Source organism: Ruegeria faecimaris (assembly GCF_900182615.1).
GTDB classification, from domain to species: domain Bacteria; phylum Pseudomonadota; class Alphaproteobacteria; order Rhodobacterales; family Rhodobacteraceae; genus Ruegeria; species Ruegeria faecimaris.
Window position 1 is genome coordinate 193,301 of record NZ_FXTE01000004.1, and the last position, 24,096, is coordinate 217,396.

29 protein-coding genes and 1 tRNA gene are annotated in these 24,096 nt (G+C 58.1%); 17 read left to right on the forward strand and 13 right to left on the reverse strand.

What is annotated here, in order from left to right:
* Nucleotides 1–63: 63 nt before the first annotated feature.
* Both FN806_RS10500 and FN806_RS10505 read right to left on the reverse strand, forming a co-directional pair.
* Nucleotides 64–1,038, reverse strand: a complete 975-nt coding sequence (locus FN806_RS10500) for an isopenicillin N synthase family dioxygenase (protein ID WP_142636824.1) — start codon at nt 1,036–1,038, stop codon at nt 64–66.
* Nucleotides 1,038–2,402: an FAD-dependent oxidoreductase gene (locus FN806_RS10505; protein WP_142636826.1), complete on the reverse strand. Its 1,365-nt coding sequence runs from the start codon at nt 2,400–2,402 to the stop codon at nt 1,038–1,040. Before FN806_RS10505 ends, FN806_RS10500 begins: the two co-directional genes overlap by 1 nt.
* Nucleotides 2,403–2,569: 167 nt before the next feature.
* Here FN806_RS10505 and proS point away from each other — a divergent pair, with 167 nt between their 5' ends.
* Complete coding sequence (gene proS, locus FN806_RS10510; RefSeq protein WP_142636828.1) at nt 2,570–3,910, forward strand: proline--tRNA ligase; 1,341 nt, start codon at nt 2,570–2,572, stop codon at nt 3,908–3,910.
* Nucleotides 3,894–4,784, forward strand: coding sequence for a glycosyltransferase family 2 protein (locus tag FN806_RS10515; RefSeq protein ID WP_142636830.1), 891 nt, complete (start codon nt 3,894–3,896; stop codon nt 4,782–4,784). The genes proS and FN806_RS10515 overlap by 17 nt, the downstream gene beginning before the upstream one ends.
* Here FN806_RS10515 and FN806_RS10520 read toward each other — a convergent pair.
* Complete coding sequence (locus FN806_RS10520) at nt 4,781–5,140, reverse strand: hypothetical protein (RefSeq protein WP_142636832.1); 360 nt, start codon at nt 5,138–5,140, stop codon at nt 4,781–4,783. The genes FN806_RS10515 and FN806_RS10520 overlap by 4 nt on opposite strands.
* A 248-nt stretch (nt 5,141–5,388) precedes the next feature.
* On the opposite strand from FN806_RS10520, the gene FN806_RS10525 reads away from it, so the two are divergent.
* The 3 genes from FN806_RS10525 to FN806_RS10535 all read left to right on the forward strand — a co-directional run bounded on the left by FN806_RS10525 (nt 5,389) and on the right by FN806_RS10535 (nt 8,509).
* Nucleotides 5,389–6,471 carry a DUF6492 family protein gene (locus FN806_RS10525; RefSeq protein WP_142636834.1) on the forward strand — a complete coding sequence of 361 codons (1,083 nt, stop codon included), beginning with the start codon at nt 5,389–5,391 and terminating at the stop codon, nt 6,469–6,471.
* Nucleotides 6,472–6,534: 63 nt separating this feature from the next.
* Nucleotides 6,535–7,830, forward strand: a complete 1,296-nt coding sequence (locus FN806_RS10530; RefSeq protein ID WP_142636836.1) for a lipoprotein-releasing ABC transporter permease subunit — start codon at nt 6,535–6,537, stop codon at nt 7,828–7,830.
* Nucleotides 7,823–8,509: an ABC transporter ATP-binding protein gene (locus FN806_RS10535; protein ID WP_142636838.1), complete on the forward strand. Its 687-nt coding sequence runs from the start codon at nt 7,823–7,825 to the stop codon at nt 8,507–8,509. Before FN806_RS10530 ends, FN806_RS10535 begins: the two co-directional genes overlap by 8 nt.
* Here the strand turns inward: FN806_RS10535 and FN806_RS10540 are convergent.
* A complete protein-coding gene (locus tag FN806_RS10540; protein ID WP_142636840.1) occupies nt 8,493–8,930 on the reverse strand; it encodes a DMT family transporter in 438 nt (145 codons plus the stop codon). The two genes, FN806_RS10535 and FN806_RS10540, sit on opposite strands and share 17 nt — an antisense overlap.
* Before the next feature lie 91 nt (nt 8,931–9,021).
* Here FN806_RS10540 and FN806_RS10545 point away from each other — a divergent pair, with 91 nt between their 5' ends.
* Nucleotides 9,022–9,426 (forward strand): c-type cytochrome, encoded by a 405-nt coding sequence (locus tag FN806_RS10545; RefSeq protein WP_142636842.1) that lies wholly within the window; start codon nt 9,022–9,024, stop codon nt 9,424–9,426.
* 3 nt (nt 9,427–9,429) lie between these two features.
* Here the strand turns inward: FN806_RS10545 and FN806_RS10550 are convergent, their stop codons facing one another.
* Nucleotides 9,430–10,116 (reverse strand): hypothetical protein, encoded by a 687-nt coding sequence (locus FN806_RS10550; RefSeq protein WP_142636844.1) that lies wholly within the window; start codon nt 10,114–10,116, stop codon nt 9,430–9,432.
* A 45-nt stretch (nt 10,117–10,161) separates the two neighbouring features.
* A complete protein-coding gene (locus FN806_RS10555) occupies nt 10,162–10,824 on the reverse strand; it encodes a DNA-3-methyladenine glycosylase I (protein ID WP_142636846.1) in 663 nt (220 codons plus the stop codon).
* Nucleotides 10,825–11,210: 386 nt separating this feature from the next.
* On the opposite strand from FN806_RS10555, the gene FN806_RS10560 reads away from it, so the two are divergent.
* The 5 genes from FN806_RS10560 (at nt 11,211) to FN806_RS10580 (ending at nt 16,644) form a co-directional block, all read left to right on the forward strand.
* Nucleotides 11,211–12,161: an ABC transporter substrate-binding protein gene (locus FN806_RS10560; RefSeq protein WP_142636848.1), complete on the forward strand. Its 951-nt coding sequence runs from the start codon at nt 11,211–11,213 to the stop codon at nt 12,159–12,161.
* Nucleotides 12,162–12,171: 10 nt separating this feature from the next.
* A complete protein-coding gene (locus FN806_RS10565) occupies nt 12,172–13,221 on the forward strand; it encodes a quaternary amine ABC transporter ATP-binding protein (protein ID WP_142636850.1) in 1,050 nt (349 codons plus the stop codon).
* On the forward strand, nt 13,218–15,281 hold the full coding sequence (locus FN806_RS10570) for an ABC transporter permease (RefSeq protein ID WP_142636852.1): 2,064 nt from the start codon (nt 13,218–13,220) through the stop codon (nt 15,279–15,281). Before FN806_RS10565 ends, FN806_RS10570 begins: the two co-directional genes overlap by 4 nt.
* 105 nt (nt 15,282–15,386) lie before the next feature.
* Nucleotides 15,387–16,052, forward strand: a complete 666-nt coding sequence (locus FN806_RS10575) for an NnrU family protein (RefSeq protein WP_142636854.1) — start codon at nt 15,387–15,389, stop codon at nt 16,050–16,052.
* A gap of 70 nt (nt 16,053–16,122) precedes the next feature.
* Entirely contained in the window at nt 16,123–16,644 is a 522-nt protein-coding gene (locus FN806_RS10580; RefSeq protein ID WP_142636856.1) for a DUF2478 domain-containing protein, read from the forward strand.
* Nucleotides 16,645–16,754: 110 nt separating this feature from the next.
* Here the strand turns inward: FN806_RS10580 and FN806_RS20470 are convergent.
* A tRNA-Tyr gene (locus FN806_RS20470) sits at nt 16,755–16,838 on the reverse strand.
* 116 nt (nt 16,839–16,954) lie between these two features.
* Here FN806_RS20470 and rlmB point away from each other — a divergent pair.
* The 4 genes from rlmB to FN806_RS10600 all read left to right on the forward strand — a co-directional run bounded on the left by rlmB (nt 16,955) and on the right by FN806_RS10600 (nt 19,248).
* Nucleotides 16,955–17,728 (forward strand): 23S rRNA (guanosine(2251)-2'-O)-methyltransferase RlmB, encoded by a 774-nt coding sequence (rlmB, locus tag FN806_RS10585; protein WP_142636858.1) that lies wholly within the window; start codon nt 16,955–16,957, stop codon nt 17,726–17,728.
* Nucleotides 17,729–17,743: 15 nt separating this feature from the next.
* Nucleotides 17,744–18,022, forward strand: a complete 279-nt coding sequence (locus FN806_RS20850) for a hypothetical protein (RefSeq protein ID WP_142636860.1) — start codon at nt 17,744–17,746, stop codon at nt 18,020–18,022.
* Nucleotides 18,023–18,130: 108 nt separating this feature from the next.
* On the forward strand, nt 18,131–18,577 hold the full coding sequence (locus FN806_RS10595; protein ID WP_246097228.1) for a YHS domain-containing (seleno)protein: 447 nt from the start codon (nt 18,131–18,133) through the stop codon (nt 18,575–18,577).
* Between the two features lie 200 nt (nt 18,578–18,777).
* Complete coding sequence (locus FN806_RS10600) at nt 18,778–19,248, forward strand: CoA-binding protein (protein WP_142636864.1); 471 nt, start codon at nt 18,778–18,780, stop codon at nt 19,246–19,248.
* Nucleotides 19,249–19,252: 4 nt separating this feature from the next.
* Here the strand turns inward: FN806_RS10600 and FN806_RS10605 are convergent, their stop codons facing one another.
* The 3 genes from FN806_RS10605 to hisF all read right to left on the reverse strand — a co-directional run bounded on the left by FN806_RS10605 (nt 19,253) and on the right by hisF (nt 20,956).
* Nucleotides 19,253–19,819, reverse strand: coding sequence for a hypothetical protein (locus FN806_RS10605; protein ID WP_142636866.1), 567 nt, complete (start codon nt 19,817–19,819; stop codon nt 19,253–19,255).
* Between the two features lie 61 nt (nt 19,820–19,880).
* A complete protein-coding gene (locus tag FN806_RS10610) occupies nt 19,881–20,198 on the reverse strand; it encodes a phosphoribosyl-ATP diphosphatase (RefSeq protein ID WP_142636868.1) in 318 nt (105 codons plus the stop codon).
* Nucleotides 20,195–20,956: an imidazole glycerol phosphate synthase subunit HisF gene (hisF, locus tag FN806_RS10615; protein ID WP_142636870.1), complete on the reverse strand. Its 762-nt coding sequence runs from the start codon at nt 20,954–20,956 to the stop codon at nt 20,195–20,197. The genes FN806_RS10610 and hisF overlap by 4 nt, the downstream gene beginning before the upstream one ends.
* A 170-nt stretch (nt 20,957–21,126) precedes the next feature.
* Here hisF and FN806_RS10620 point away from each other — a divergent pair, with 170 nt between their 5' ends.
* A complete protein-coding gene (locus tag FN806_RS10620; RefSeq protein ID WP_142636872.1) occupies nt 21,127–21,519 on the forward strand; it encodes a DUF302 domain-containing protein in 393 nt (130 codons plus the stop codon).
* A gap of 1 nt (nt 21,520) precedes the next feature.
* On the opposite strand, the gene hisA is transcribed toward FN806_RS10620, so the two are convergent.
* A complete protein-coding gene (hisA, locus tag FN806_RS10625; RefSeq protein ID WP_142636874.1) occupies nt 21,521–22,240 on the reverse strand; it encodes a 1-(5-phosphoribosyl)-5-[(5-phosphoribosylamino)methylideneamino]imidazole-4-carboxamide isomerase in 720 nt (239 codons plus the stop codon).
* Nucleotides 22,241–22,374: 134 nt separating this feature from the next.
* On the opposite strand from hisA, the gene FN806_RS10630 reads away from it, so the two are divergent.
* Nucleotides 22,375–22,782 carry a DUF2147 domain-containing protein gene (locus FN806_RS10630; RefSeq protein WP_142636876.1) on the forward strand — a complete coding sequence of 136 codons (408 nt, stop codon included), beginning with the start codon at nt 22,375–22,377 and terminating at the stop codon, nt 22,780–22,782.
* A 4-nt stretch (nt 22,783–22,786) separates the two neighbouring features.
* Here the strand turns inward: FN806_RS10630 and hisH are convergent, their stop codons facing one another.
* The gene (gene hisH / locus FN806_RS10635; RefSeq protein ID WP_142636878.1) at nt 22,787–23,425 is read right to left on the reverse strand and encodes an imidazole glycerol phosphate synthase subunit HisH; all 639 of its coding nucleotides are present in this window, start codon (nt 23,423–23,425) and stop codon (nt 22,787–22,789) included.
* Entirely contained in the window at nt 23,426–24,013 is a 588-nt protein-coding gene (gene hisB, locus FN806_RS10640; RefSeq protein ID WP_142636880.1) for an imidazoleglycerol-phosphate dehydratase HisB, read from the reverse strand.
* Between the last annotated feature and the right edge of the window lie 83 nt (nt 24,014–24,096).

The window sequence follows — 24,096 nt, forward strand, 5'->3', positions numbered from 1 at the left end:
ATGTTCTTGGCGTATGCGGCCCTACGATGCAAGCGCTTCATGACCCGCCAGAATCGCGCGGGGCTAGTCGCTTAACGTGCCCAGTTCAGGGGTGGCGTCATGGGCTGTTTCGTCGGGCCAGTTGGTGCGCCAGATTTCGGCAGACCAATGGCCGCAATGAACGGATGGACGGTCAAAGCCGGGCAGAGGCGTCAAAAGCGGTTCGACAACCACATCATGCCGCGGCACCGCGAAATACGGGAAGGAATAGCGTTCTTGACCCGATCGGTTGACCACTCTGTGAGGGGTGGATTTCAACCGGCCACCCGACCAAAGCTCTAGCATGTCGCCGATGTTGACGACAAACCCATCCGGCGGGCAGTCGGGTGTGATCCAGCCGCCATCGCGGGTCTGAACTTCAAGCCCGCCGACCGGGTCAGGGGCGATGATGGTCAGCGCATCTGTGTCCTTATGCGGGTGGATGCCATAGCCGGTATCGTCCGGGGCCTGAGGGGGATAGTGCAGCAGGGACATATTGGTCATAGGCTCATGAAACGCGTCTCGCAGCTGGTTCGCAGGTAGCTTCAATCCCATCTCCAGGGCGCCCAGCAGCATATGCGCGACACCGTCCAGCTTTGACCAGTAATCCAGAATCACTGCCTGTGCCCGTGGGACATGACGGGGCCAGATATTGGGGCCATAGAGGGCACAATCTCGGCGGATGGGCGCATCCAGGTCCACCTGATAATGCAGCTTGTAGCCTTCGTATTTATCCGCTTTGCCCGACCCGTCATTCGGGGTGAAAAACCCCATCGGGATAAAACCGCGATAATTCTCGCGTGTGATCGCCTGATCCCATTTCGCATCATCGTCGATGTCGAATATCGCCCGGACGCAAGTGCGCATGTTGTTGACGGTGTCCCGCGAAACGCCGGTGCCGGTAATCGACAGGAACCCAATCCGGGTGCAGGCATCCATGACTGCCTGAACGGTTGCGTTGAAATCGGTGTGGCTGGCATCACCCAGCGGAGCAATGTCGATTGTTGGAATGTGGTCCATCAGCGTATCCTCACGCCTTGCCGTGCCAGTTCTTTATGCACCGGGGCAAGGTTCAATTTATCGAGGTCTTGGTTGCTTTTGAGTGAAAGCGCCGCAGCAATCCCCGCGCCCTGACCCATGACCGCACAGCAAGCCATGTTGCGCGTTGCCGCATGGGCAACCCGGTCCGCCCCATGTGACCGGCCCGCGACCAGCAAGCCTCTGATCCCTTTGGGCAACATCGACCGATAGGGGATATGCATGTACCGACCAGTCGTGGGCAGGATCAAAATGCCATAGCCGTCGATGAATTCGGGGTAGATGCCGATTGTGTCTTCGAACCGGCCCTGATGGCGGGCATCATCCTCGGTCATGTTGTACACCGCGTCGATCTTGCGGGTGTCGCGAATGCCGATGGTCATCCCGAAATTCCGCAGCCGGGCGTTCTCACACCCGGGCATGAACCGGCGCAGCGCCTCGATGGCGAGCATTGACTGACGTCGCCCTTCGATCTCACCGCGGGTCATGCTGTCGGGATCGGTGCCATCGATCTCGGCCAGATGAATAAGGTTCATATAGGTCAGCTCACCGGTGTCATGCATCGCGCCCCAAGTGCCCGCGATGGTGTTCAGATGTGCTGGGATCAGCCCCTGATCAATCGCCTGCTGGAACGGTTTGTGCACAAAGGGCGAGTACATGTCGTCCTCTTTACCGCTGGTCTCAATGTTCCATTCGCCACCACCGCCCCAGTCCTTATAGGTCTGGGGGTCGGCCTTTACGCCTTCGATAAAGGCGCGCTTGTCGACGCCCGCCAGATGGAACATGACCGAGGCCGCCATCATGTCTTCTCGTGCGGTCTTGTGCGTGGGCGCACCGGCGCGATGGGCGACATCTGCGTCCCCGGTAGCGTCAATGACAACCTTCGCCAGTATCGCCTCGCGCCCGGCTTTGGATTCGGTGATGATGCCGGTGATCCGGTCGACGTCCATGATCGGAGCCACGAATTGCCGATGCAGCATCGGATGCACACCGGCCTCTTCAATCAGTTTGTCGGCGACCAATTTGAACCCTTCGCTGTCCAGCTCATAACTCAGCGACTGGCTTTCTGGCACCGCCGCACCCATTTCTTTGGCGCGGGTTTCGAACTCCATGCCGATGCCGCCAGCCTCGACCGTTTGCTCGTGGCGATACCAGGCAAAGCCTTCAACGCCGACAGCAGTGATATTGCCGCCCATGCAGCCGAAGCGGTCGACCAGAGACACTTCGGCTCCGGCCCGTGCGGCCGCCAGCGCTGCGGCCAGACCTGCAGGCCCGGAGCCAACAACCAGAACGTCCGTGGAATGGACAACGGGGATCTGACGGGCGGGTTCTTGAATGGTCTGCATGGGCGCCTCGGTGACTTTACATTGCCGCCACATTTGACACAGCTAACTGGCGGGTCAATCAAAAAACCGACAGGCCCGTGGTCGTAAAACCCCAATGCGTGATTGCCCCCGGCGGGGCTTTGGCATAATCACCTTTGAAGTCGAATTTTACCTCTAAAGGTCAAGCCATGCGCCTCAGCCGTTACTTTCTGCCCGTTCTCAAGGAAAACCCCTCCGAGGCTCAGATCGTCAGCCACCGGCTGATGCTGCGCGCGGGCATGATCAAGCAGGCCGCTGCTGGGATCTATTCCTGGCTCCCGCTGGGGTTCAAAGTTCTGCGCAAGCTGGAAAACATCGTGCACGAAGAACAGGAGCGGGCGGGTCACATCGCCATTCAGATGCCTGTCATGCAATCGGCAGATCTGTGGCGCGAATCCGGACGTTATGACGACTACGGCCAGGAAATGTTGCGCATGAAAGACCGGCATGACCGGGACATGCTTTTTACCCCGACTGCCGAGGAACTGGTGACCGACATTTTTCGGGGTCATGTCAGTAGTTACAAGGACCTGCCGCTGACGCTCTATCAGATCCAGTGGAAATTCCGCGATGAAATCCGTCCGCGTTTCGGCGTGATGCGGGGCCGCGAGTTCTATATGAAGGACGGTTATAATTTCGACTTGACCAAAGAGGATGCGCTGCACGCCTATAACCGCCACCTGGTTACATATCTGCGCACCTATGAGCGCATGGGTTTGCAGGCGATCCCAATGCGCGCCGATTCCGGCCCAATCGGTGGCGACGATACGCATGAATTCCTGGTTTTGGCTGAAACCGGCGAGTCTGAGGTATTCTATGACAGCGCCGTCACCGACCTGACTTTTGGCGACCGTCAGATTGACTATGACGACCGTGGTCAATGTCAGTCTATTCTGGAAGAGTTCACTTCAAAATATGCCCGCACCGACGAGACGCATGACGAGGCGCTGTTCAATCAGGTGCCGGAAGATCGGCGCCGCGTGGCGCGCGGGATCGAAGTTGGCCAGATCTTTTATTTCGGCACAAAATATTCCGAACCTCTTGGGGCAACCGTTCAAGGCCCCGATGGCAAACCGGTTCCGGTCCATATGGGTAGCCACGGCATCGGTGTCAGCCGCTTGGTTGGCGCGATCATTGAAGCCAGCCATGACGACAAGGGCATCATCTGGCCCGAGGGCGTGACCCCGTTCCATTGCGGTATCGTGAACCTGAAACAAGGCGATGACGAAGCGGACGCAGCCTGTGAAAAACTCTATGCCGCGCTGACCGTGCTGGGGTTGGAGCCACTTTATGATGACCGTAACGAACGGGCAGGCGGTAAATTCGCCACGATGGATTTGATCGGCCTGCCTTGGCGGATCACGGTCGGCCCGCGCGGCCTGAAGAACGGTGTGGTGGAACTGACTTGCCGCCGCACAGGCGAAAGCGAAGAGTTGAGCCCCGAAGCCGCCGTCACCAAGATCGCCGAGATCTATGAGCGCATCGCCTGAAACCGACACGCCGCTGATCTCGGTCATCACGGCGACATATAACCTTCTGTCCCAAGGGCGGCAGGACAGTTTCCGCGAAGTCATAGCCTGTATGGCCCGGCAGAGTTGCGACCGGGCCGAACATATCATTCAGGATGGCGCATCGGATGACGGCACGGTGGCGTTTCTGGAAGAGCTGACGGCAGGTGCACCACGAACGCGCGTGATCAGCGCGCCTGATACTGGCCTGTATGATGCCATGAACAAAGGCGCCGAGGCTGCACAGGGTGATTATCTGCTGTTCCTGAACTCGGATGACTCGCTGGCATCGGATGACATTTTGAACACCCTTGCCGACCGGCTTGCGGAATCTCGACCGGATTTCCTGTATGGCTCGACCCTGCGCAAATACGAGGACGGTTCGGAAAGTCGGGAAAAGCGCATGTCGCTCAAAGCGATCCTGCAACGGATGCCGTTCTGCCACAACTCGGTCTTGCTGAGGCGGGATGTGTTTCAGGCGCTGGGCGGGCATGACACGCAGTTTCGGGTGGCTGCCGATTATGACCTGATGCTGCGGCTCGTCGCCGGAGGATATCAGGGCGCGCGCACGGATGAGCCGATTTCGATGTTCTGGGGCAGGGGTGTCACCAGCGATATCGTCAACACCGCCGAAGATTATGCCCGCGTCTGGGTGCAGTTCTATTCAGGCTTCAATGCGGCTCGGACCCTGACCCAGCAGGATTTCTTCCGGTTCTACCGCCGCGGACATATGCCCGCCAATCTGATGATTGAATTGCTGCGACGCCCTGATACGCCGGACGGGATCAAATTGGCTGCACGCCATAGCCTTTGGAAAACAGCCCGCCGGTCCATACAGTTTTGGCGGCGCTATTAGTGGCCTGTCGCAGTCGGTCGGACCGAGACCAGGTCGCCATCAGCACCTGATCCGCGTGGGACAACGATCGGACGACCCAAACGATTAACCAGGTCCTTAAACTCGAACCCCAGAAATCGTATTCCGCAAACACGGTCACCGGTCATGCGGTCGGTGATACAGAGCCGCCCTTGCCGGAACGCCAGATGATACCCTTTGTCTTTCAGGATATCTGTCAGATTGCTCCAACTTGCGGCGCCAGAAAATATCGGACGTATCGCTGCGCGCAGCAGTGCTGCGGTCTCGCAATCAATTTCTGTAGATAGTTTCCGGGCCGAAATTGCGCCCGGTTGTTCTGTCTCAGTACGAATATTCATGAGCGACCCCCGCTCTGGAAATGAATTCCCCCACAAAGTAGGGTGACAAAGTTTCTTTAAATAATCAAAAAGCGAAATAATATTGCGCCTAAAATGTTGCATTTTGAGTGCAGTTTCACCCTGAATGCTCACATTGACTTCATAGCTGAAACAATGCGGTGCTGTCTGTGAAGGGCTTCACAACCAAGGGTATAATGCGGCATGTGGAAATCATCCGTATTTTGAAAAAACTCCGACCTGATTCGCCGATGGTTGAATTTCTTGCGGAATTGGATCACCTGCAATTTGCTGATACACGGGCCGAAAATCACAAAAGGATCCACGGTTTGCTGAGCTTCACAACCGTCGTCTATTCCAAAGACTTCCCCTTGCTTGAATTGCAGGCATTGTCTTTTGCCCGATTTGTTGACCCTGATCAGGTCGGCTCGATCCGGGTGATCATGAACGATGTGGACGAACCGGCACTGCGCGCGATGGTGGAACCGATTTTGGCTTCTTACGGTCCGTTGCGACCCAAAGTTGAAGTCCTGAGCGGCGATGACGTTTTGCTGGCTCCTGGGCAATGCGCGCGCCGGTCGATCTCGGACAGGATATTAGTCGAAAACCGATACCGCATTCCGGGCGCGCGCAAGGGTGGATGGCGTGGCAACAACGGATACCGGACACAGCAGGTTTTGAAATTGGGATCTGCTCGGGCTGCCTCGACAGAAAACATTGTAATACTGGACACCAAGAACCTGTTTCTGCGCCCCTTTCAGGAGGCCGAGTTTTTCTCGGACAGTGGTGCGGCGCGGATTCCGTTTATCGGTGTGAAGAGCGATTATCACAGACGCTGGCTGGAACAGAGCTTTGATGCGCTGGGCGCGTCGATCCCGGAAACGGACGGTATACAGACAACAAATTTCGCAACGCCTTATCCTGTGCGCCGGTCGCTGATCCTGGATCTGCTGCAAGAGATAAATGCGCGCCACGGATCGGTTCAGTCGCTATTTGCCTCTCGCAGGCGCCCGTCTGAGTTTATGTTGTTGAATGCATTTTGTCTGAAATCCGAAGCCGGTTTTGCGCCTTGGTTCGAACCCTCGGGAAACACTAGCATAGGGCTGTGGCCATCCTTTTCGGGGCAGAAACTGACTGATGAGCTTTCCCGGCTGGACGATCCGGAAACTCTGACCCTAGGCTTGCATAACAGAGCGCTTTACAAGCTGCCCGCCGACATTCGAAACCGGGTGTTTCACGAGCTGGAAAGCCGCGGTATCTGCGATCGTTCCATCGCCGAGGCCGCCTTGAACAGAACCGCTGCTTTGACCGGGCAAGTCGAAGTGGGCGGATAACCGGCTTGACCCCCGGTCGAATTGCCGAGAGGGTCGCCACAAAACAAAACCAGCGGAGCAGACATGGCCAAGACACCACCGCCATTTGCGCTTTTTGAGTGGAAAATCGCTTGGCGATACCTGCGTGCGCGCCGTGCTGAAGGTGGCGTCAGCGTGATGACATGGATTTCGCTGATCGGGATTACCCTGGCAGTGTTTGCGCTGATCGCCACATTGGCCGTCAGGTCCGGTTTCCGGTCCGAATTTGTCGGAACCATTCTGGGGGCTAACGCCCATGTGACCGTGTATTCATCGGGTGAGTTCACTGCGCAGGGGCAGGTAGATCGCACTATTGCGGATTATACGGACATGGCCGACCGGATCGCTCAGGTTCCAGGCGTTCAGCGTGCAGCACCTTTGGTGAAGGGTCAGGTTCTGATCACCAATCGCGACCGCAGCAGCGGGGTTGAGGTATTTGGCATCCAGCCCGAAGATTTGCTGGAGCTGCCCGGTGTCGCCGAAAGCGAACAGGCGGTTGGTGATCTGTCGATGTTTCAGAACGGCCAGGACGTCATTGCCATAGGTTCAGGCGTCGCGCGCAGCATCGGGGCGACGGTGGGCGATACCATCAAGCTGACCTCGCCCAATGGGGTTAAGACCGCGTTTGGCACCTCTCCCCGAGTGAATGCCTACCAGGTGGTTTATGTGTTTTCTGCTGGGCGTTATGACATCGACCGCACGCGGGTCTATATGCCCTTCGAACAGGCGCAGGGTTTTTTCAACCGCGAGGGCGTGGCTGATGAGATCGAAGTTATGGTTGACCGCCCTGAAGAGCTGACGCCGATCCTGATCCCGATCCTTGAAGCCGCAGGCGAGCGCAGCCAGATCTGGACATGGCAGGATGCCTCGGGCGGGTTCCTCCGCGCGCTTGAAGTGGAAGACAACGTCATGTTCATCATCCTGTCGATCCTGGTTCTGATCGCGGCGATGAACATCGTCTCGGGTCTGATCATGCTGGTGAAAAACAAGGGCCGAGACATAGGCATCCTACGCACCATCGGGCTGAGCGAAGGCTCGATCCTGCGCGTGTTCTTTATCTGCGGCGCGTTTACCGGGATCATCGGCACTGGGTTGGGCGTGGTGCTGGGCTGTCTTTTTGCGATCTATATCGACCCGATCTTCAGCTTTGTGAACTTTGTAATGGGGGGCGGGGTTTGGGATCCGTCCATCCGCGGTATTTATGCGCTGCCTGCGGAGCTGCATCTGTCGGATGTGCTCAAGGCTGTTGGTCTTTCACTTGGGCTGTCCTTCCTGGTCACCTATTTCCCCGCCCGTCGCGCGGCGCGGCTGAACCCTGTTGAGGCGCTGCGCTATGAGTGATGTAATGATGCGATTGGCCGGTCTAACCAAGACTTATCTCAAAGGTAAGCCGGGTGAGGTTCAGGTATTGCGCGGTGTCGATTTGGACCTGCGTGCGGGCGAGGCCGTGGCTCTTGTGGCGCCGTCTGGTGCCGGTAAGTCGACGCTGTTGCATATTGCCGGATTGCTGGACACACCCGACACAGGATCGGTTGAGATTGCAGGCCAGAACGTGACCGGGAAAGGTGATCGCACGCGAACTGCGTTGCGGCGGCAGGATGTCGGCTTTGTCTACCAGTTCCACCATCTGTTGCCGGAATTTACCGCGCTGGAAAATATCACCCTGCCGCAGCTGGCCAATGGCGTGTCCGAGAAGGCCGCTCAGGAACGGGCGATGTCCCTTCTGGATCATGTCGGCGTCGCCGCGCGCGCCGATCACCGGCCGGCCGCCCTGTCTGGCGGTGAGCAGCAACGCGTGGCCTTCTGCCGCGCATTGGCTAACAAGCCGCGGGTTCTGCTTGCGGATGAGCCGACGGGCAATCTGGACCCTGAAACCTCGGATCAGGTGTTTGACGCTTTGATGGCTTTGGTGCGGGACGAGGGGCTCTCGGCTCTGATCGCCACACATAACATGCAGCTTGCCGCCCGGATGGACCGAACACTGAGGCTGGACGGAGGCGCGCTTAGGCCAGTTGAGTGATGGCAACGCCTGCAGCCATCACTGCGATACCGCTTGCGCGAATCCATGTCAGCGGGGTGACCTGCGCACCAAACAAGCCGAAGTGGTCGATGGCTGCAGTGCTGACGAGTTGCCCAAGAAGGACAAAGAACACCGCGTTGCCGACCCCAAAATGTGGCGCAACATGGGTGATCGACAGAACGTAAAAGGCGACAAGCACACCGGCCAGAAGCAGGTGCTTGGGGGCATCGGCAATTTTTGAAAGGGCTCCAAAGCCGGGAAAAACCACCATCAACGCTGCACTTGATGCAAAGGCTATCGCAAACAGGACCACAGCCGCTGTTGTTGGCGACCCGATCAATTTGCCCAATGCGGCATTCAACGCGGCAAGGATCGGAACCCCAATTCCAGCCACAAGCATAATAGCAGCATATTGTGTCATGCGGTTTTCCTATTGCCTCGTTGATCTGGATCATTGCGCCAAGCCCAGGCACGGGCAAGCCTGAAAATGTCAAATCTGACAGGAGGATGTGATGATCAGACAGGCAATGGGGGCGCTATCGATAGCGGCGTTTGTGACGGCGTCTCAGGTCAGCGCGCAGGATACAGATACCGGCGCCGAGCTGTACCAGCATTATTGTGCAACCTGCCACGGGATCGACGCGACGGGATATGGTCCAATGGCAGGCGTCCTTGTTATTCAGCCAACTGACCTGACGCGGCTTGCAAGCAGCGAAGGGGTATTCCCGACCGCTCGTGTTGTGGCGCGCATAGATGGACGAGACCCGCTGGTCAGCCATGGCAGCCCGATGCCAGTCTATGGACCGTATTTCGAAGGGCAGGATACGGCGATGAAAACACCAGATGGGCAGCCGATCCTGACCAGCCAGCCGATCGTGGATCTGGTGGCTTATCTGCAGAGGCTGCAGGCCAACTGAACCTCACCGACAGATTCCTTCGGTCTCGGCATCGGCCCAGGGGATGACCACTGCGCTTTCACGCTTGTCACCACGTAGCGGAGCCAGATCGAAATGTGCGCCCAGCATCTCGTGCAGACGTCTGGTGCGGGGCGCCGACGGGTCCAGCGCCCGGCAGCATATGTATTCCTCGACAATGGCCCCCTGCTGTTCGTACCCATAGGACAGGAAATCAGGCGAGCTCTCCAGATCGAATTGGTAGGGGTCGCTGTTGCCGCCATGCTCGGCTGCGGCGCGCAGCGGGTGATATCCGGTTTTCTTGCGGTTTTGCCATTGCCAGACATGGGTCAGTTCATGACCCAACAGCATCGCCGCGATCAGGCTCATCCGATCCGGGAATTCGGACATGTAGTCGTCCAGATACCAGTCCCGCGTGAAATAGACTTTGTTGAATAGGGCCACCGCTGCGGGTTTTGCGGTCACGATACCTTCCTGCGGGGCGGGCAAAATGCGTTCGCGGCAAGCAAGGCGTGACCGATCTTTACGATAGAAAGTTATTGGCGCAACTGGTGCGCCTTCGACCAACCGCACTTTGTTGAGTTTCAGCGTATCACCCTGAAGTGTGCGGGTAAAAGCAGCCTCCTGATCAGTCAGGGGGCGACCGCAAGCGGTGAATACCAAAAGGGACGTCATCAAAATGAGGCGCAACATGACAAAAAATCTATTCTGGCAGCACTCGTGTGCAAATGGTTTTTTTTACAGGCTCATTGCCAGGACGCGGCTGATTTCCGTCAGAGATCGCCCGGACTGTTCCATCCATGTGTTGAATGCCGCTTGAACCGAGGCCATGGCCTTTTTCGATGTCGGCGGCTTATCGACCACGCCCTCGGCCACCAGCCGTGCGGTCACATCCTGTGACAGGATGAAACTGTCACGCCCCGCAAATCGCATTGCATATTGCGCCGATGCGCCACCCAGACGCGACCCTCGCTTGCTCAGCATGTTCAGCAAACCGACATAGTCATCCGAAGGCCACCCTCCCAGAATCTTTCCGACGCCACCTTCTTGGCGCAGTTCCAGCAAAAAGGCGGCATTGTCGCGGACCGTGGCGATCTTGGTGCCATTGCGCACGATCCGAGTGTCCTGCAACAGAGCATCGAATTTTTCGTCGTCCATAAAGGCGCAGCGTCCAATGTCGAACCCGTCAAAAGCGGTTTCGAACCCATCCCATTTGTTTTCGATGACCTTCCAGTTAAACCCGGCCTGAAAGATGCATTTCGTGATAATCGACAGCCAGCGATCTTCGGGCATTTCAGCCAGTTCCGCAGGGCTTTTGGGTTTGGAAAGCTTGTTGCTCAGGGCATCTGTCCCGCCGTGACGGCTGGCGGCTATGGCGAAAATCTCGTCGAAATGGCGCATCTGCAGAATCCTCCAAACCTAGCGTCGCGTTTTGCGGTCGGTGTTGCAAGGTGGCCCGGGACACATGCCTGCCAAGGTAAAAAAACATCCCAAGCCCAAAAGAAATGCTCGACAAAGTGGGTGATTCTGGTTTGTGATTGACTCGTCAATCAATATCCGCACCGCAATGCTGGGGAAATGCAGTGGGCGCGGGCGCCTAGCATGATGCTGAAAGAGGGGAAACACTTGGGCAAAGGGGCGAGTTATTCAGTGCCGCGCCGAACTGTCTGCTTCCCTTCTTCGCCAGTTTTTGTGCATGTTGCGACATGGATTTGTCACATGACAAGCCGACTGGCGCGTAACAGCGCGCCGGACCGGGCAAAACGAATATTGCAGGGAGAAAATCAATGAAAAAACTGAGTGTAAGCCTGATGGCGCTGACCGTTGCAGGCTCTGCCTATGCCGCCGAGATGGGGGCCGTGGATCAGCCGATCAAACTGGCGATCAACGAATGGACTGGCCAGCACGTGACCACCCATGTCGCGGGTGAGATGCTGAAAGCTGCCGGATACAATGTGGAATATGTGACCGCAGGCATGATGAATCAGTTCCAGGCGCTGGCCGATGGTGACATCGACGCGACCCTGGAAATCTGGTCGTCCAACGTATCGGATGAATATGCCAAGAAGATTGACGAAGGCACCGTCGTTGAAATCGGCGATCTGGGCCTCGACGCCAAAGAAGGCATCGCCTATCCCGCGCATGTGGCTGATCTGTGTCCCGGCCTGCCCGCATGGGAAGCGCTGAAGGACTGCGCGCAGGTATTTGCGACGGCCGAAACGCTGCCCGGGGGCCGTCTGGTCGATTACCCGGCTGATTGGGGTACGCCCGGCGCTGACCGTATGGTGGGCCTGGATCTGCCGTTCAAAGCGGTTCCCGCAGGTTCCGAGGGGGCTTTGATAGCCGAGCTTCGGGCCTCGACCGAGCGCAACTCGCCGCTGCTGATCACCTTCTGGCAGCCGCATTGGGCCATGTCGGCCTATGATGTGCAATTCGTCGAACTGCCAGCCGGGGAAGACGCCTGTTTCACCGATCCCGCTTGGGGCCCGAACCCGAACGCTGTGAACGATTGCGATTTCTCGCCGTCGCGCATCTTCAAGGCGGGTTGGAGCGGCATGGAAGACAAATGGCCCGCAGCCTATGAAATCCTGACCAACTATCAGCTGGCGGTCGAAGATCAGCAGCCGATGATGGGTGCGATCGACGTTGATGGTGGTTCCGTCGAAGAGGTCGTCGCCGCTTGGATGGCTGAAAACGAAGGCAAATGGCGCCCTGTTGTTGACGCGGCAACGCAGTGAGCTGACATCAGTGACTGACGCAAATTCGCCAGCCATCGCCTGCCAGAATCTCTGGCAGGTGTTTGGCCCCGGCGCTGACAAAGCCCTGACCGACGCGCTGTCTCGGTCAGGGAATGACGCTAACAAAGCCGCTGCCGATCTGCGGGAAAACGGGTTCATCCCCGCCGTTCAGGATGCCAATTTCGAGGTCAAGGAGGGCGAGCTGTTTGTGATCATGGGCCTGTCCGGATCGGGCAAGTCCACTTTGATCCGCTGTATCTCGCAGCTTTTGCCGGGAACGGGTGGCGAAATCCGTGTGGATGGCGAGAACGTCATCGGCGCGTCAAAGAAAGTCATGACCGAGCTGCGCCGCAAAAAACTGGGCATGGTATTTCAGCATTTCGGCCTGTTCCCGCATATGACCGTTGCCGAAAACGTCGCCTATCCGCTGCGTGTTCAGGGTGTTAGCCGCAAAGAGCGGCAGGCCCGCGCGCAGGAGGTGATCTCGTTGGTCGGGCTGGAAGGGCGCGAAGACAGCTTCCCGCGTCAGCTTTCGGGTGGTCAGCGGCAGCGCGTCGGGATTGCCCGGTCTCTGGCCGTGAACCCCGATATCTGGTTTTTGGACGAACCGTTCTCGGCCCTCGATCCCTTGATCCGCCGTCAGTTGCAGGATGAATTCCTGCGCATTCAGGCGACGTTGCAGAAATCCATCGTCTTCATCACCCACGATATTCAAGAGGCGCTGAAACTGGCCGACCGGATTGCCATCATGCGCGACGGCAAGATAGTCCAGATCGGTACACCCACCGATATCGTACTGCGCCCGGTGGACGATTACGTGCGAGAGTTTTCAAAGGATGTCGCCAAGGGTCAGCATGCCAAGGTCGCATCGGTCATGCGCCAAGACGGAGAGCGGGGACCAGATGACCCTGGCCTGACAACCTCGATGACATTGGACGCTGCATTGGCGCATTGCATGGAGTTATACGAACCGGTGCCCGTCAGGGATGCCGATGGTAACATCGTCGGAACGGTTCATCCGTCCGATCTGGCAGCGGCCCTGCAGGTTGATGAAACATGACTGTAGCGACGGAAGTTTCTGTGCCGCAGGCGCGCCTGAGCATTGGCGCGCGCGCCGCACTGTTCACAGTCATCGTCGGTGCGTTGTGTCTGGCGCTGGAAGGCGTCGCGCCCTGGCTGGTCAAATGGCCCGCAGGCTGGGAACTGCCTGCAACGCAATGGGTAGGCACGTTTCTGGACTGGTTCCTGAACGGGATCAAACCGGTGGCGCGGCTGTTTTCCGATCTCATGGCCTATCCCATGAACTGGGCCAACTTTGTGCTCGGCAATACGCCATGGCCCATCCTGATCGGTCTGGTGACTGCGCTGGGTTGGTATCTGGGCGGCTTGCCGATGGCGGCGCTGGGCTTTGTGGGCCTTAGCTTTGTGTTGGCATCGGGCTATTGGGCCGAAAGTATGAACACCCTAGCGTTAGTGGCCGTTTCCGTGCCGGTTGCGCTGATCATGGGCGGAGCTATCGGTATCCTTGCCTACGAAGTTCCGCGCGTGAAGTCATTTGTGCAGGCCGTGCTGGACGTGATGCAGACCGTGCCGACATTCGCTTATCTGACGCCGCTGCTGCTGCTGTTTGGTTTCGGTCCTGTGGTTGGGCTGATCGCCTCGGCCATCTACGCGGCCCCTCCGATGGCGCGCAACGTGATGTTGGGGCTGGAGCGGGTCGAACCGGAAATCAAAGAGGCTGCCATCATGTCCGGCGGCACGCGGTTTCAACAGCTGTTTCAGGTCGAGATCCCGGCTGCAGCCACGCAGATCATGGTCGGTGTGAACCAGTGCCTAATGGCTGCGCTGTCGATGGTTATCATCGCAGCCGTCATTGGCGGCTTCAACGATATCGGTTGGGAGGTTCTTCTGACCATGCGCAAGGCACAGTTCGGCGAAGCCTTGATGGCCGGTCTGGTGATCGTGGTCTTTGCCGTCGTCATCGACCGGATGAGCGGGACGCTGGCGACCGAACGTAAACGTTATGACCAGCGTGTCGCCTGGGCAGTAATTGGCGTTGCCGTGCTGTTCACCGCTGTCTTCTGGACCAGGCTGCCGAACCCGTCCGAACTGACCATTCTCGACCCGCTGGCCGGGGTGATTGACGGCGGGCTGACGGCGTTTACCCAGGCTAATGGGCCGTGGCTTGACGCGCTCAAGAACAACTCTTTGTTCTATGTGCTGCTGCCGCTTCGGATTGGTTTGGACCAGGCCGTGCTGCCGTTCACATGGGGTTTTCAGTGGACGCCCGTGATGAGCTATGGCCTGTTCGCCGCTGCCGCAGCGATTGCTGTGCTAATGGCATGGCGCGGACATCTGACCGGCGGGCTTGTGATGCTGATCCTGATCGGGATGCTCGAAACCGGCATTGCCAATCTGCCCTGGCCTTTCGTTCTGACTGCCGCCGCCGCGTTGGGGTGGGTGGCAGGGGGCTGGCGATTGGCGGCGCTTTCGGTCGGATTGCTCTGTACCATTCTTGTCTCGGGCCTGTGGGAACGCGCGCTGTTATCGCTGTATCTGAGTGGTGCTGCGGTGTTTTCTTGTGCCGTAGTCGGTGGTGTGATTGGTCTTGCCAGTGCGGTCTGGTTGCCTGTTTGGAAGGTGGTCCGCCCCGTCTGTGACATGTTGCAGACGATCCCACTGTTCGTGTTCCTGATTCCTGTGCTGATGGTGTTTCAGATCGGCGAGTTTTCGGCCTTTCTGGCAATCTGCGCCTATGCCGTTGTTCCGATGATCCGCTACACACGGCACGGGCTGGTCAACACACCGGATGAGATGATGGAGGCCGCCATCTCTAGTGGCGCGACCGAGTGGCAGATCATGCGTGACGTGCGCGCGCCTTATGCTGCCCCGACTATCTTACTGGGTCTGAACCAGACCATCCTTTACGCCTTTGCCATGCTGGTGATCGCTGCGCTGATCGGAACCACCGGTCTGGGCCAGTCGATCTATCTGGCGCTGGGGCAGGCGGATGTGGGATTGGGGATTTCAGCAGGGGCGGCGATGGCTATCCTTGCGCTGATAGCTGACCGCATCGTGCAGGGCTTTGCCGAGGAACGTCGCAAGGCGCTGGGCCTGTAAACATCGGCAGAAAGGCGGAACAACCGCCTCTCTGCCTCTTTTGATTTCGGGCAAGGACGTTCCGGCGCAGGTGATTAAACTTGGCGCAAATGATCGGAGACTACCATGGCGGGCTGGCCCCTATTCTTTGCTGCACTGATAGCGTTTCTGGCGACCCATGCGATACCAGCGCGCCCCGCTGTGCGCGACCGCCTGATCACTACGTTCGGACGGCGCGGGTATTTCGTGGCTTATTCCATCTTGTCTCTGCTGGTTCTGGGTTGGTTGATCATCGCCGCAGCGCAAGCCCCGTATGTCGAGGTGATCCCACCCATTTGGATTTTCCGCTGGATTCCCGTTCTGATGATGCCCGTTGTGTGCTGGCTCGCGGTTGCGGGCTTGACGATCCAGAACCCGTTTTCATTTGGTGGTTTAGGCCAGCGCCCGTTCGATCCGGAAAAGCCCGGCATTCTGCGCACCACGCGCCACCCGGTTTTGGTGGCGCTGTTGGTGTGGGCTGTCGCTCATCTGCTGGCCAATGGCAGCCTGTCCCACGTGATTTTGTTCGGTTTGTTTGCGGTATTTGCTGCGATGGGGCTGCCGCTGATTGATCGACGCAAGTCCCGTCAGATGGGTGCTGAATGGGGTCGGCTGTCGCGCAACACTGCAAGGTTTTCTTTGCGTGCGCCACGCCCTTGGCCGCCTGTTTGGATCGGGTTTGTAGCGCTGGCGGCATTTGCAATCCTGCTTCACCTACACGAACCGGTGATCGGATTGTCTCCGCTGCCATAAGCTGAGTGGTGGTCGGGGCGGGTCGTGCGTGCTATTTGATGTTTCGAATTGTTGCGACAAGGGGATTTGCATGTACCTCGCCTATGTTACGACCACCGACCGCGGTGCAACCGACCGTCTGCTGAGCGCGGCTGCGGATCGCCTTTTGGCCGCAGATGCGCAGTTGGCGGGTGTGGTGCAAACCAACACCGAATGCGCCGACAGCAGCAAGTGCGACATGGACGTCCGTGTCCTGCCAGAGGGAGAGACCATCCGGATTTCGCAATCTTTGGGTACACAGTCGCGCGGCTGCCGTCTGGACCCTGCGGCACTTGAGCGGGCAGTTGGATACGTGACGGCATCGCTGGCAGAGAATCCCCATTTGCTGATCGTTAACAAGTTCGGCAAGCACGAGGCGGATGGGCGCGGTTTTCGCCCGGTCATCGCTGAAGCACTGGCGCAGGACATTCCGGTTCTTGTCGGGGTGAACGGCTTGAACGCGGCTAAATTCGAAGAATTCACGGGCGGCGGTGCCGAGCAGATTGAGCCTGACCTTGAGGCGATCTTGGCCTGGTTTGACCGGGTCACTGCGCAACGTGAAGCTGCCGCCTGACAGAACGGTCATAAGGCGGGGCCATCGGTCCTGCCAATTTCTGCATGGTGCGGTGTGATCAGCCATCCATCACTCGCGCTGGCAAAGCTTGCTAGATGTCTGGAAGAAAATGGTGGGCGACCCTGGAATCGAACCAGGCGTGCGTCTCCGCGAGGGAGTTACAGTCCCCTGCCACACCTTGCGGCCTGTCGCCCACTGTCAGGCGTTGCACCTGACGTGGAGGCGTGATTACTAGCGCTCTAAAGGAGCGTCAACAGGAAAATACTGCTTTGACGCAGGAAACCGAATTCGCGGCCCGGAGGCCAAAGAAATGAAGAAACCCAAGTGGGTCGTCGAAAAAGAACAGGCGCGCAAAGCTGCCGCATCCGAAACTGTTTGGCTGTTTGGTCTGCATGCGGTGCGGGATGCGCTGATGAACCCAAACCGCACAAAATTGCACCTGATTGTGACGCGGAATGCGCGGGACAAGCTGGTGGAAGCCATTGAATTTGCTGGCATTGAGCCCGAGATGGTTGATCCACGCAAATTTACCGCTCCGATCGACCCAGGGTCGGTTCATCAGGGCGCGGCCCTTGAGGTTAAGCCTTTGGAATGGGGGGGTCTGGCGGAAAACTGCATCGGGCGCGAACACCCGCGCGTCATTTTGTTAGACCGCGTAACAGACCCCCATAATGTCGGAGCGATTCTACGGTCAGCTGAGGTTCTTGGAGCCAGCGCTGTAGTCGGTATGCGCCATCACGCGGCGCCGGAAACTGGCGCGCTGGCCAAGACCGCCAGCGGCGCACTGGAACGTCAACCCTATCTGCGGGTGCGTAACCTGGCTGATGCCATTGTCGAGTTGCAGGGAATGGGGTTTCTGGTCCTAGGACTGGACGGCGAGGCGGACGACACGATCGAGGCCGCCTTGGGAGGTAACCCGGACCAGCCAGTGGCATTGGTGTTAGGCGCAGAGGGACCGGGCCTGAGGCAAAAAACCAAAGAAACCGTCGACAAGTTGGTCAAAATTGACGCTGTGGGCGGGTTTGGTTCTCTCAATGTCTCAAATGCGGCGGCGATTGCCCTATATGCTTCTAGGCAAAGATAACGACAGGAGAACGCCATTTCCACGCCATCCAAAATTGCGACCTGCTGTTACTGTGGGACCCGGGCAGCGCTTGTTCTAAAAGGCACGCAGCGCCAAGAGCTCAGTTGTTCAAGCTGCGGTGCCCCGCTGCATAACCTCAAGATGATGCCAAAGCGCAAACTGGACGATGCCAAGGCGAACCGTCAAACAGCCAAGCAGGATCGTCCCTACAAAGGCAAAAAGAAGAAGAAAAAAGGCGTCTTCTCACGGGTGCTGGATGAAGCCTGGGATGTGATCGAGGACATTTTCGACTAAAGGCTGGCGTTGCCGGTTCGAATGTTCACAAGCGCGTTAAAAGGGGTTTCAGTTGCGATAATAAATTGCATCTTGATACCCTGAGTTTCTATTTGTGATCCGATGACCATGAACAGACGTTTCCTTTTTGGCGCGATTGCCGCCTGTGTGATTGCTCTTCCTGCGTTTGCGCAGGATCTGCCCGTCTTCTATCGGACGGACGGTGCAGCCATGGCGGGATATGATGCGGTGTCCTATTTCAATGGCGAAACACCTGTTCGGGGTCAGCCTGAATACGCGGTTATGTGGAAAGGCGCTGAATGGCACTTTGCCACCGCTGAGAATCGGGATGCGTTTGAGATGAATCCGCGTGCCTATGCACCTCAGTTCGGCGGGTACTGCGCCTTCGCAATGGCGCAAGGAGAGCTTGTCAGCACCGATCCGACTATTTGGCAGGTGATTGACGGTCGGCTGTATCTTACCCACTCGCCCGAAATCGAGCGCATCTGGCAGACCGATACCGCCGCCTATATCCGCGAGGCCGAGGCGCATTGGCCAAGCGTTCTGTATGAATAACAGGGCGACGGCCGTTTTTTCTGATCTGTCATCACAAAATCGCGCGCTACCTCTTTTTTTCTCTGAACTCATGCTTAAATGTCACAGTGACCGCGGAACGGAACTGCCGCGGGTCATTTCACTGTCCCTCGTTCCAACAACTGGCGCTCAGGTATTCCTGGGCGCTTTTTTCTTTTGGAAAGGGCTACTAGGGTGCCCAAATGACTGAATATTCCGATGATTTACTGACCCAGATTCTAAAGCGTTCCAAAACCATTGCTGTGGCGGGCGTGTCGATGAATCCGGTGCGACCCAGCTATTATGTGGCGCGGTATTTGTCGCTTAAGGGATACAAAGTGATCCCTGTGAACCCCGGCCATGCGGGCAAGATGTTGTTTGGTCAGACAATCCGTGTGTCACTGTCCGAGATTTCCGAACCGGTAGACATGGTCGATATCTTCCGCCGGTCCGAAGCCGTCCCGCCCATTGTCGATGAGGCGTTAGAGGCGTTCCCCAATCTGCGCACAATCTGGATGCAGATCGGGATTGAGCATGCCACGGCCGCGGCCACAGTGCAGGCGCGTGGGGTGGATGTGGTAATGAACCGCTGTCCCAAGATCGAATATCAACGCCTGTTTGGTGAGTTGCGCATGGGTGGTTTTGCCACCGGAATGATTTCGTCGAAACTCTGAGCGGTTATTCACCGAGATATGGTTGCAGTTCGCCGAATTGTTCCAAACGCCGCTTTTCCAGAACCACTTCGCGCGGAACCCAGTCATAGCGCGTGTCTTGTGGTAAGGGCGTCCAGTACAGCACGCCGCCATAGCGCCAGGGGTCCAGCACAACACCGTCATACATTGTCTCGCCTTTGCGACTGATGATTGCCGTGCTGTGGTCGATCCGGAACGGGTTGTCGGCATTAGCGATGGCGCGGTGCATTTCCAGCGTCTGGAAGTTTTCCTGATCCAGCCGCCGTTCGATATCCTCGGCCCAGTGCCAACACAGTCCGCGCGGCTTCAGGCCCTTGTTGACTTTGGCATTGTGGATCAGTGGCGGGTCGGTGATCTGATATTCCTGAGCCAGTTGATCGGTGTAGGCATAGGCAATGCGCGCGGCGCGGTTGGCCTCTTCAGGGTCGATGTCAGGCCCGAGGTTGCGGATTTCAGACGCCAGGCGCTGAACTTCATCACTGGTGGACGGCGGGGCAATTGCGCAGGACCCCAGAACGGCTAGCGCCAGCCCAAATACCAAAGCTCTGATCATCTGCGCGCCCTTTGACCTGCGAACCTGTCAGGATCAGAATAATGGATCGACAACACCTGCGTCACCCCTTGGGTCGCGCGGCCTTTTCCGCGATGCCGCTGGTGCCCTGACGCCGGGCCAGTTCGGCCAGCACATCATCCAGCGCCACATCGCGCGCGGCCAGCATGACCAGCAGGTGATACAGTACATCCGCCGCCTCTGAGGTCAGCTTGGCCTGATCGCCCTTGACCGCCTCGATGATGGCCTCAACCGCCTCTTCGCCGAATTTCTCGGCGCATTTCTCGGGGCCTTTGGCCAACAGCTTGGCGGTCCAGCTGCCTTCAGGATCCGTCCCTTTGCGGGCCTCAATCGTTTGGGCCAGCTCGTGCAGAATGCTCATGTCAGCCTCATCGGGATGCCAGCGGCGGCCATGTGCTCCTTGGCCTCGCGGATGGTGAATTCGCCGAAGTGAAAGATCGATGCGGCAAGGACAGCGCTGGCACCGCCTTCGGTGACGCCTTCGACCAGATGATCCAGAGTTCCAACCCCGCCCGAGGCGATCACTGGTACATTCACAGCATCCGAAATGGTGCGTGTCAGCGGCAAGTTGAACCCGGCTTTGGTACCATCGCGATCCATCGAAGTCAGCAGAATCTCACCCGCGCCCTTGGCGACGACGGTTTTGGCGAACTCAACCGCGTCGATGCCAGTGGGCTTGCGTCCGCCATGAGTAAAAATTTCCCACTTGCCGGGACTGACAGTCTTGGCGTCGATGGCACAGACAATGCACTGGCTGCCGAATTGATCGGCGGCTTGGGCGATCACATCCGGGTTTGCCACTGCCGCCGAGTTGAAGCTGACCTTGTCTGCACCGGCCAGCAACAGAGCGCGCACGTCTTCCTTGGTCCGCACGCCGCCGCCAACGGTCAGGGGTACAAAGCACTGTTCCGCTGTGCGCTGCACCACATCGAACATGGTCCCGCGGTTTTCATGGGTGGCATGGATGTCCAGAAAGCAAATCTCGTCAGCGCCTGCCGCGTCATAGGCCTTGGCGGATTCCACCGGGTCACCCGCATCGCGCAGGCCAACAAAGTTAACGCCTTTGACAACGCGGCCATCGGCGACATCCAGACAGGGTATGATACGGGTTTTCAGCATCTCTCGTCCTTTGTTGGCGCACCTCTAACGGCAAAGCCCCGCCGATGCCAGACTTGTGATTGTCACAACTCTGGAACGTGTGAAAACTGTCCCCAATTCATCAGGAGATCAATGAGATGCGTAGACTCTTTTTAGCAACCACTTTCATTTTCGCAGGAGCAGCTGCCGCAATGGCTGACGATATCATCAAGATGAAGACCGACAAATCGGTGATCCAGGCGCTGGACGCGCTTGAGACGGCGATTGGCAACGCTGGTGCAACGGTTTTTGCGCGGGTTGACCACGCGGCCGGGGCCGAAAAAGTCGGAACGCCCATCCCGCCCAATCAGGTGCTGATTTTCGGCAATCCTGCGCTGGGTACGCCTGCAATGCAGATCGACCCGCGTGCCGGACTGTTCCTGCCGCTCAAGGTGCAAGCGTATGAAGATGCCGACGGTCAGGTTTGGCTGATCTATGAAGATCCAAAAGAGACGATGGATGAGTTCGACGCGGTCGAAAACTCTCCCATCATCGAGAAAATGCGCGGGGCGCTGGCAAAGCTGACTGCGGCTGCAGCGCAGTAAATCAGGACAGGGCGCGAATGGCCTCTGCCAGGTCAATCGCGCCGTCATACAGCGCCCGGCCGGAAATCGCGCCGTTCAATTCCACACCGCAATCACGCAGAGCGATCAGATCATCCAATGAGCTGACGCCGCCTGAAGCGATCACCGGGATCGATACGGCACGGGCCAAGTCCGCGGTGGCCTCAATGTTAGGGCCCTGCATCGCGCCATCGCGGTTGATATCGGTATAGATGATTGCAGCAACGCCGGCATCCTCGAAGCTGCGCGCCAGATCAGTGACCTGCACATTCGTCTCTTCAGCCCAGCCTTTGGTCGCGACCATGCCGTTGCGGGCATCAATGCCAACGGCAACTTTGCCGGGAAAGGCTTTGGCCGCCTTGCGCACCAGATCCGGGTTCTCGACCGCGATTGTGCCCAGAATCACTCGGGCCAGACCTTTGTCGATCCAGGTTTCAATGGTGGCCATGTCGCGGATACCGCCGCCAAGCTGGGCGGGAACGTTGCATTCCTTCAGAATTGCCTCGACTGGGGCGGCGTTGACCGGCTCACCGGCAAAGGCACCGTTCAGGTCAACCAGATGTAGCCATTCGCACCCCGCGTCGACAAAGGCACGGGCCTGGGCGGCGGGGTCTTCATTGAACACGGTCGCTTTGTCCATTTCTCCGCGCAGCAGGCGCACGGCCTGTCCGTCTTTGAGGTCGATGGCAGGATAGAGGATCATGTTGTCAGGCCTTGAATCGCTGTTTTCCCGGCGGGATATCGCACAGGCAGGGCAGGGGATGCAACGCGACGCAAAGTCAATCTTGCCCCACGTCCACCAGCGCGCCAGACTGCTGGTCAAATAGGGAGGATTTTATGAAGAAAACAACTTTTGCAGCAGCCTTGGGGCTGGCATCTCTGATTTCGGGAGCGGCGATGGCCGACCCGGTTGACGGTCTTTGGAAAACCCAGCCCGGAGACACCGGCGGGTATCTGCATGTTTCGATCGCCGAATGCGGCAGCGCGATTTGCGGTACCATCGATACCGCTTTTGACAAAGACGGGAATGAACAGCTGGAATATGAAAACCTCGGCAAGCAGATCATCTGGGATATGGTGCCCGATGGCGACGGCACCTATGGCGGGGGCAAGATCTGGGCTCCGGACAGAGACAAGACCTACAGCTCGAAAATGACCCTGGACAGCCAGAACAAGCTGACCGTCAAAGGTTGTGTTGCGGGTGGATTGGTGTGTCGCGGGCAGGACTGGACACGGGTTCAGTAACCGCTCAGGGCGTCCAGGTCAGGAAATTCCCGATCATGCGCAGGCCCACATCCTGGCTTTTCTCAGGATGGAACTGCATCCCGACCATAGTGTCACGGCCAATTACGGCCGTGACGTCCTGACCGTAATCCACATAGGCCAGACGCTGTGCCGGATCGCTGACCCGGAAATGGTATGAGTGGACGAAATAGGCGTGATCGCCTGACTTGACCCCGGCAAAGACAGGGTGTTCGCTTTCCAACACCAGATCGTTCCAGCCCATATGGGGCACTTTCAGCGATCGGTCTGACGGCGCGATCTGCACCACATCTCCGGCCACCCAGCCCAGCCCATCGGTGTCTGTGTACTCATGCCCTTTCGAGGCCATCAGCTGCATACCCACGCAGATACCCAGAAATGGGCGGGCTTTCTGCTCGACCGCTTCGACCATCGCGTCATAGATACCCTTGTGCCCGCGCAGCTCGGCCGCGCAGGCAGGGAAAGCGCCGTCACCGGGCAGCACCAGCCGGTCGGCGCGCGCCACGACATCCGCGTCTGAAGTTACTACGACCTCGCCGGCGTCCAGTTCCCGCGCCATGCGCTGAAACGCCTTTTCAGCGGAATGCAGATTGCCGCTTTCATAGTCGATAATGGCGGTGAGCATTTACAACGCGCCCTTGGTCGACGGAATCGCATCTGCTTTGCGCGCATCGGTCTCAACCGCGTCGCGCAATGCGCGCGCGACAGCTTTGAACGCCGCTTCTGCGATGTGGTGGCTGTTGAACCCGTGCAACTGGTCGATATGCAGCGTGATGCCGCCATGAGTGGCCAGCGCCTGAAAGAACTCGCGCACCAGTTCAGTGTCGAAGGTGCCTATCTTGGGTGTCGGCAGGTCTACGTTCCAGATCAGAAACGGTCGCCCTGACAGATCCAGCGCACAGCGCACCTGTGCATCGTCCATCGGCAGGTGACATTCGCCATACCGCCGGATGCCCTTTTTGTCGCCCAAGGCCTGTGTCAACGCTTGCCCCAGTGCGATTCCGGTATCCTCGACCGTGTGGTGGTCGTCGATGTGGTAATCGCCCTTGGCGCGGATCGTCATGTCGATCAGAGAATGGCGCGCTAACTGATCCAGCATGTGGTCAAAGAAACCGACGCCGGTCTGATTGTCATACTGGCCAGTCCCATCCAGATTGACCTCGACCGTGATCTCGGTTTCGGCGGTCTGACGGCTGATCTTTGCGCTGCGCATGGGCGAATTCCTTTTACTACAGGCGTGCTTATAGACGGGGTAGGGCGGGTTGATCCAGACCATCCGTCGCAATCGCCGCAAAC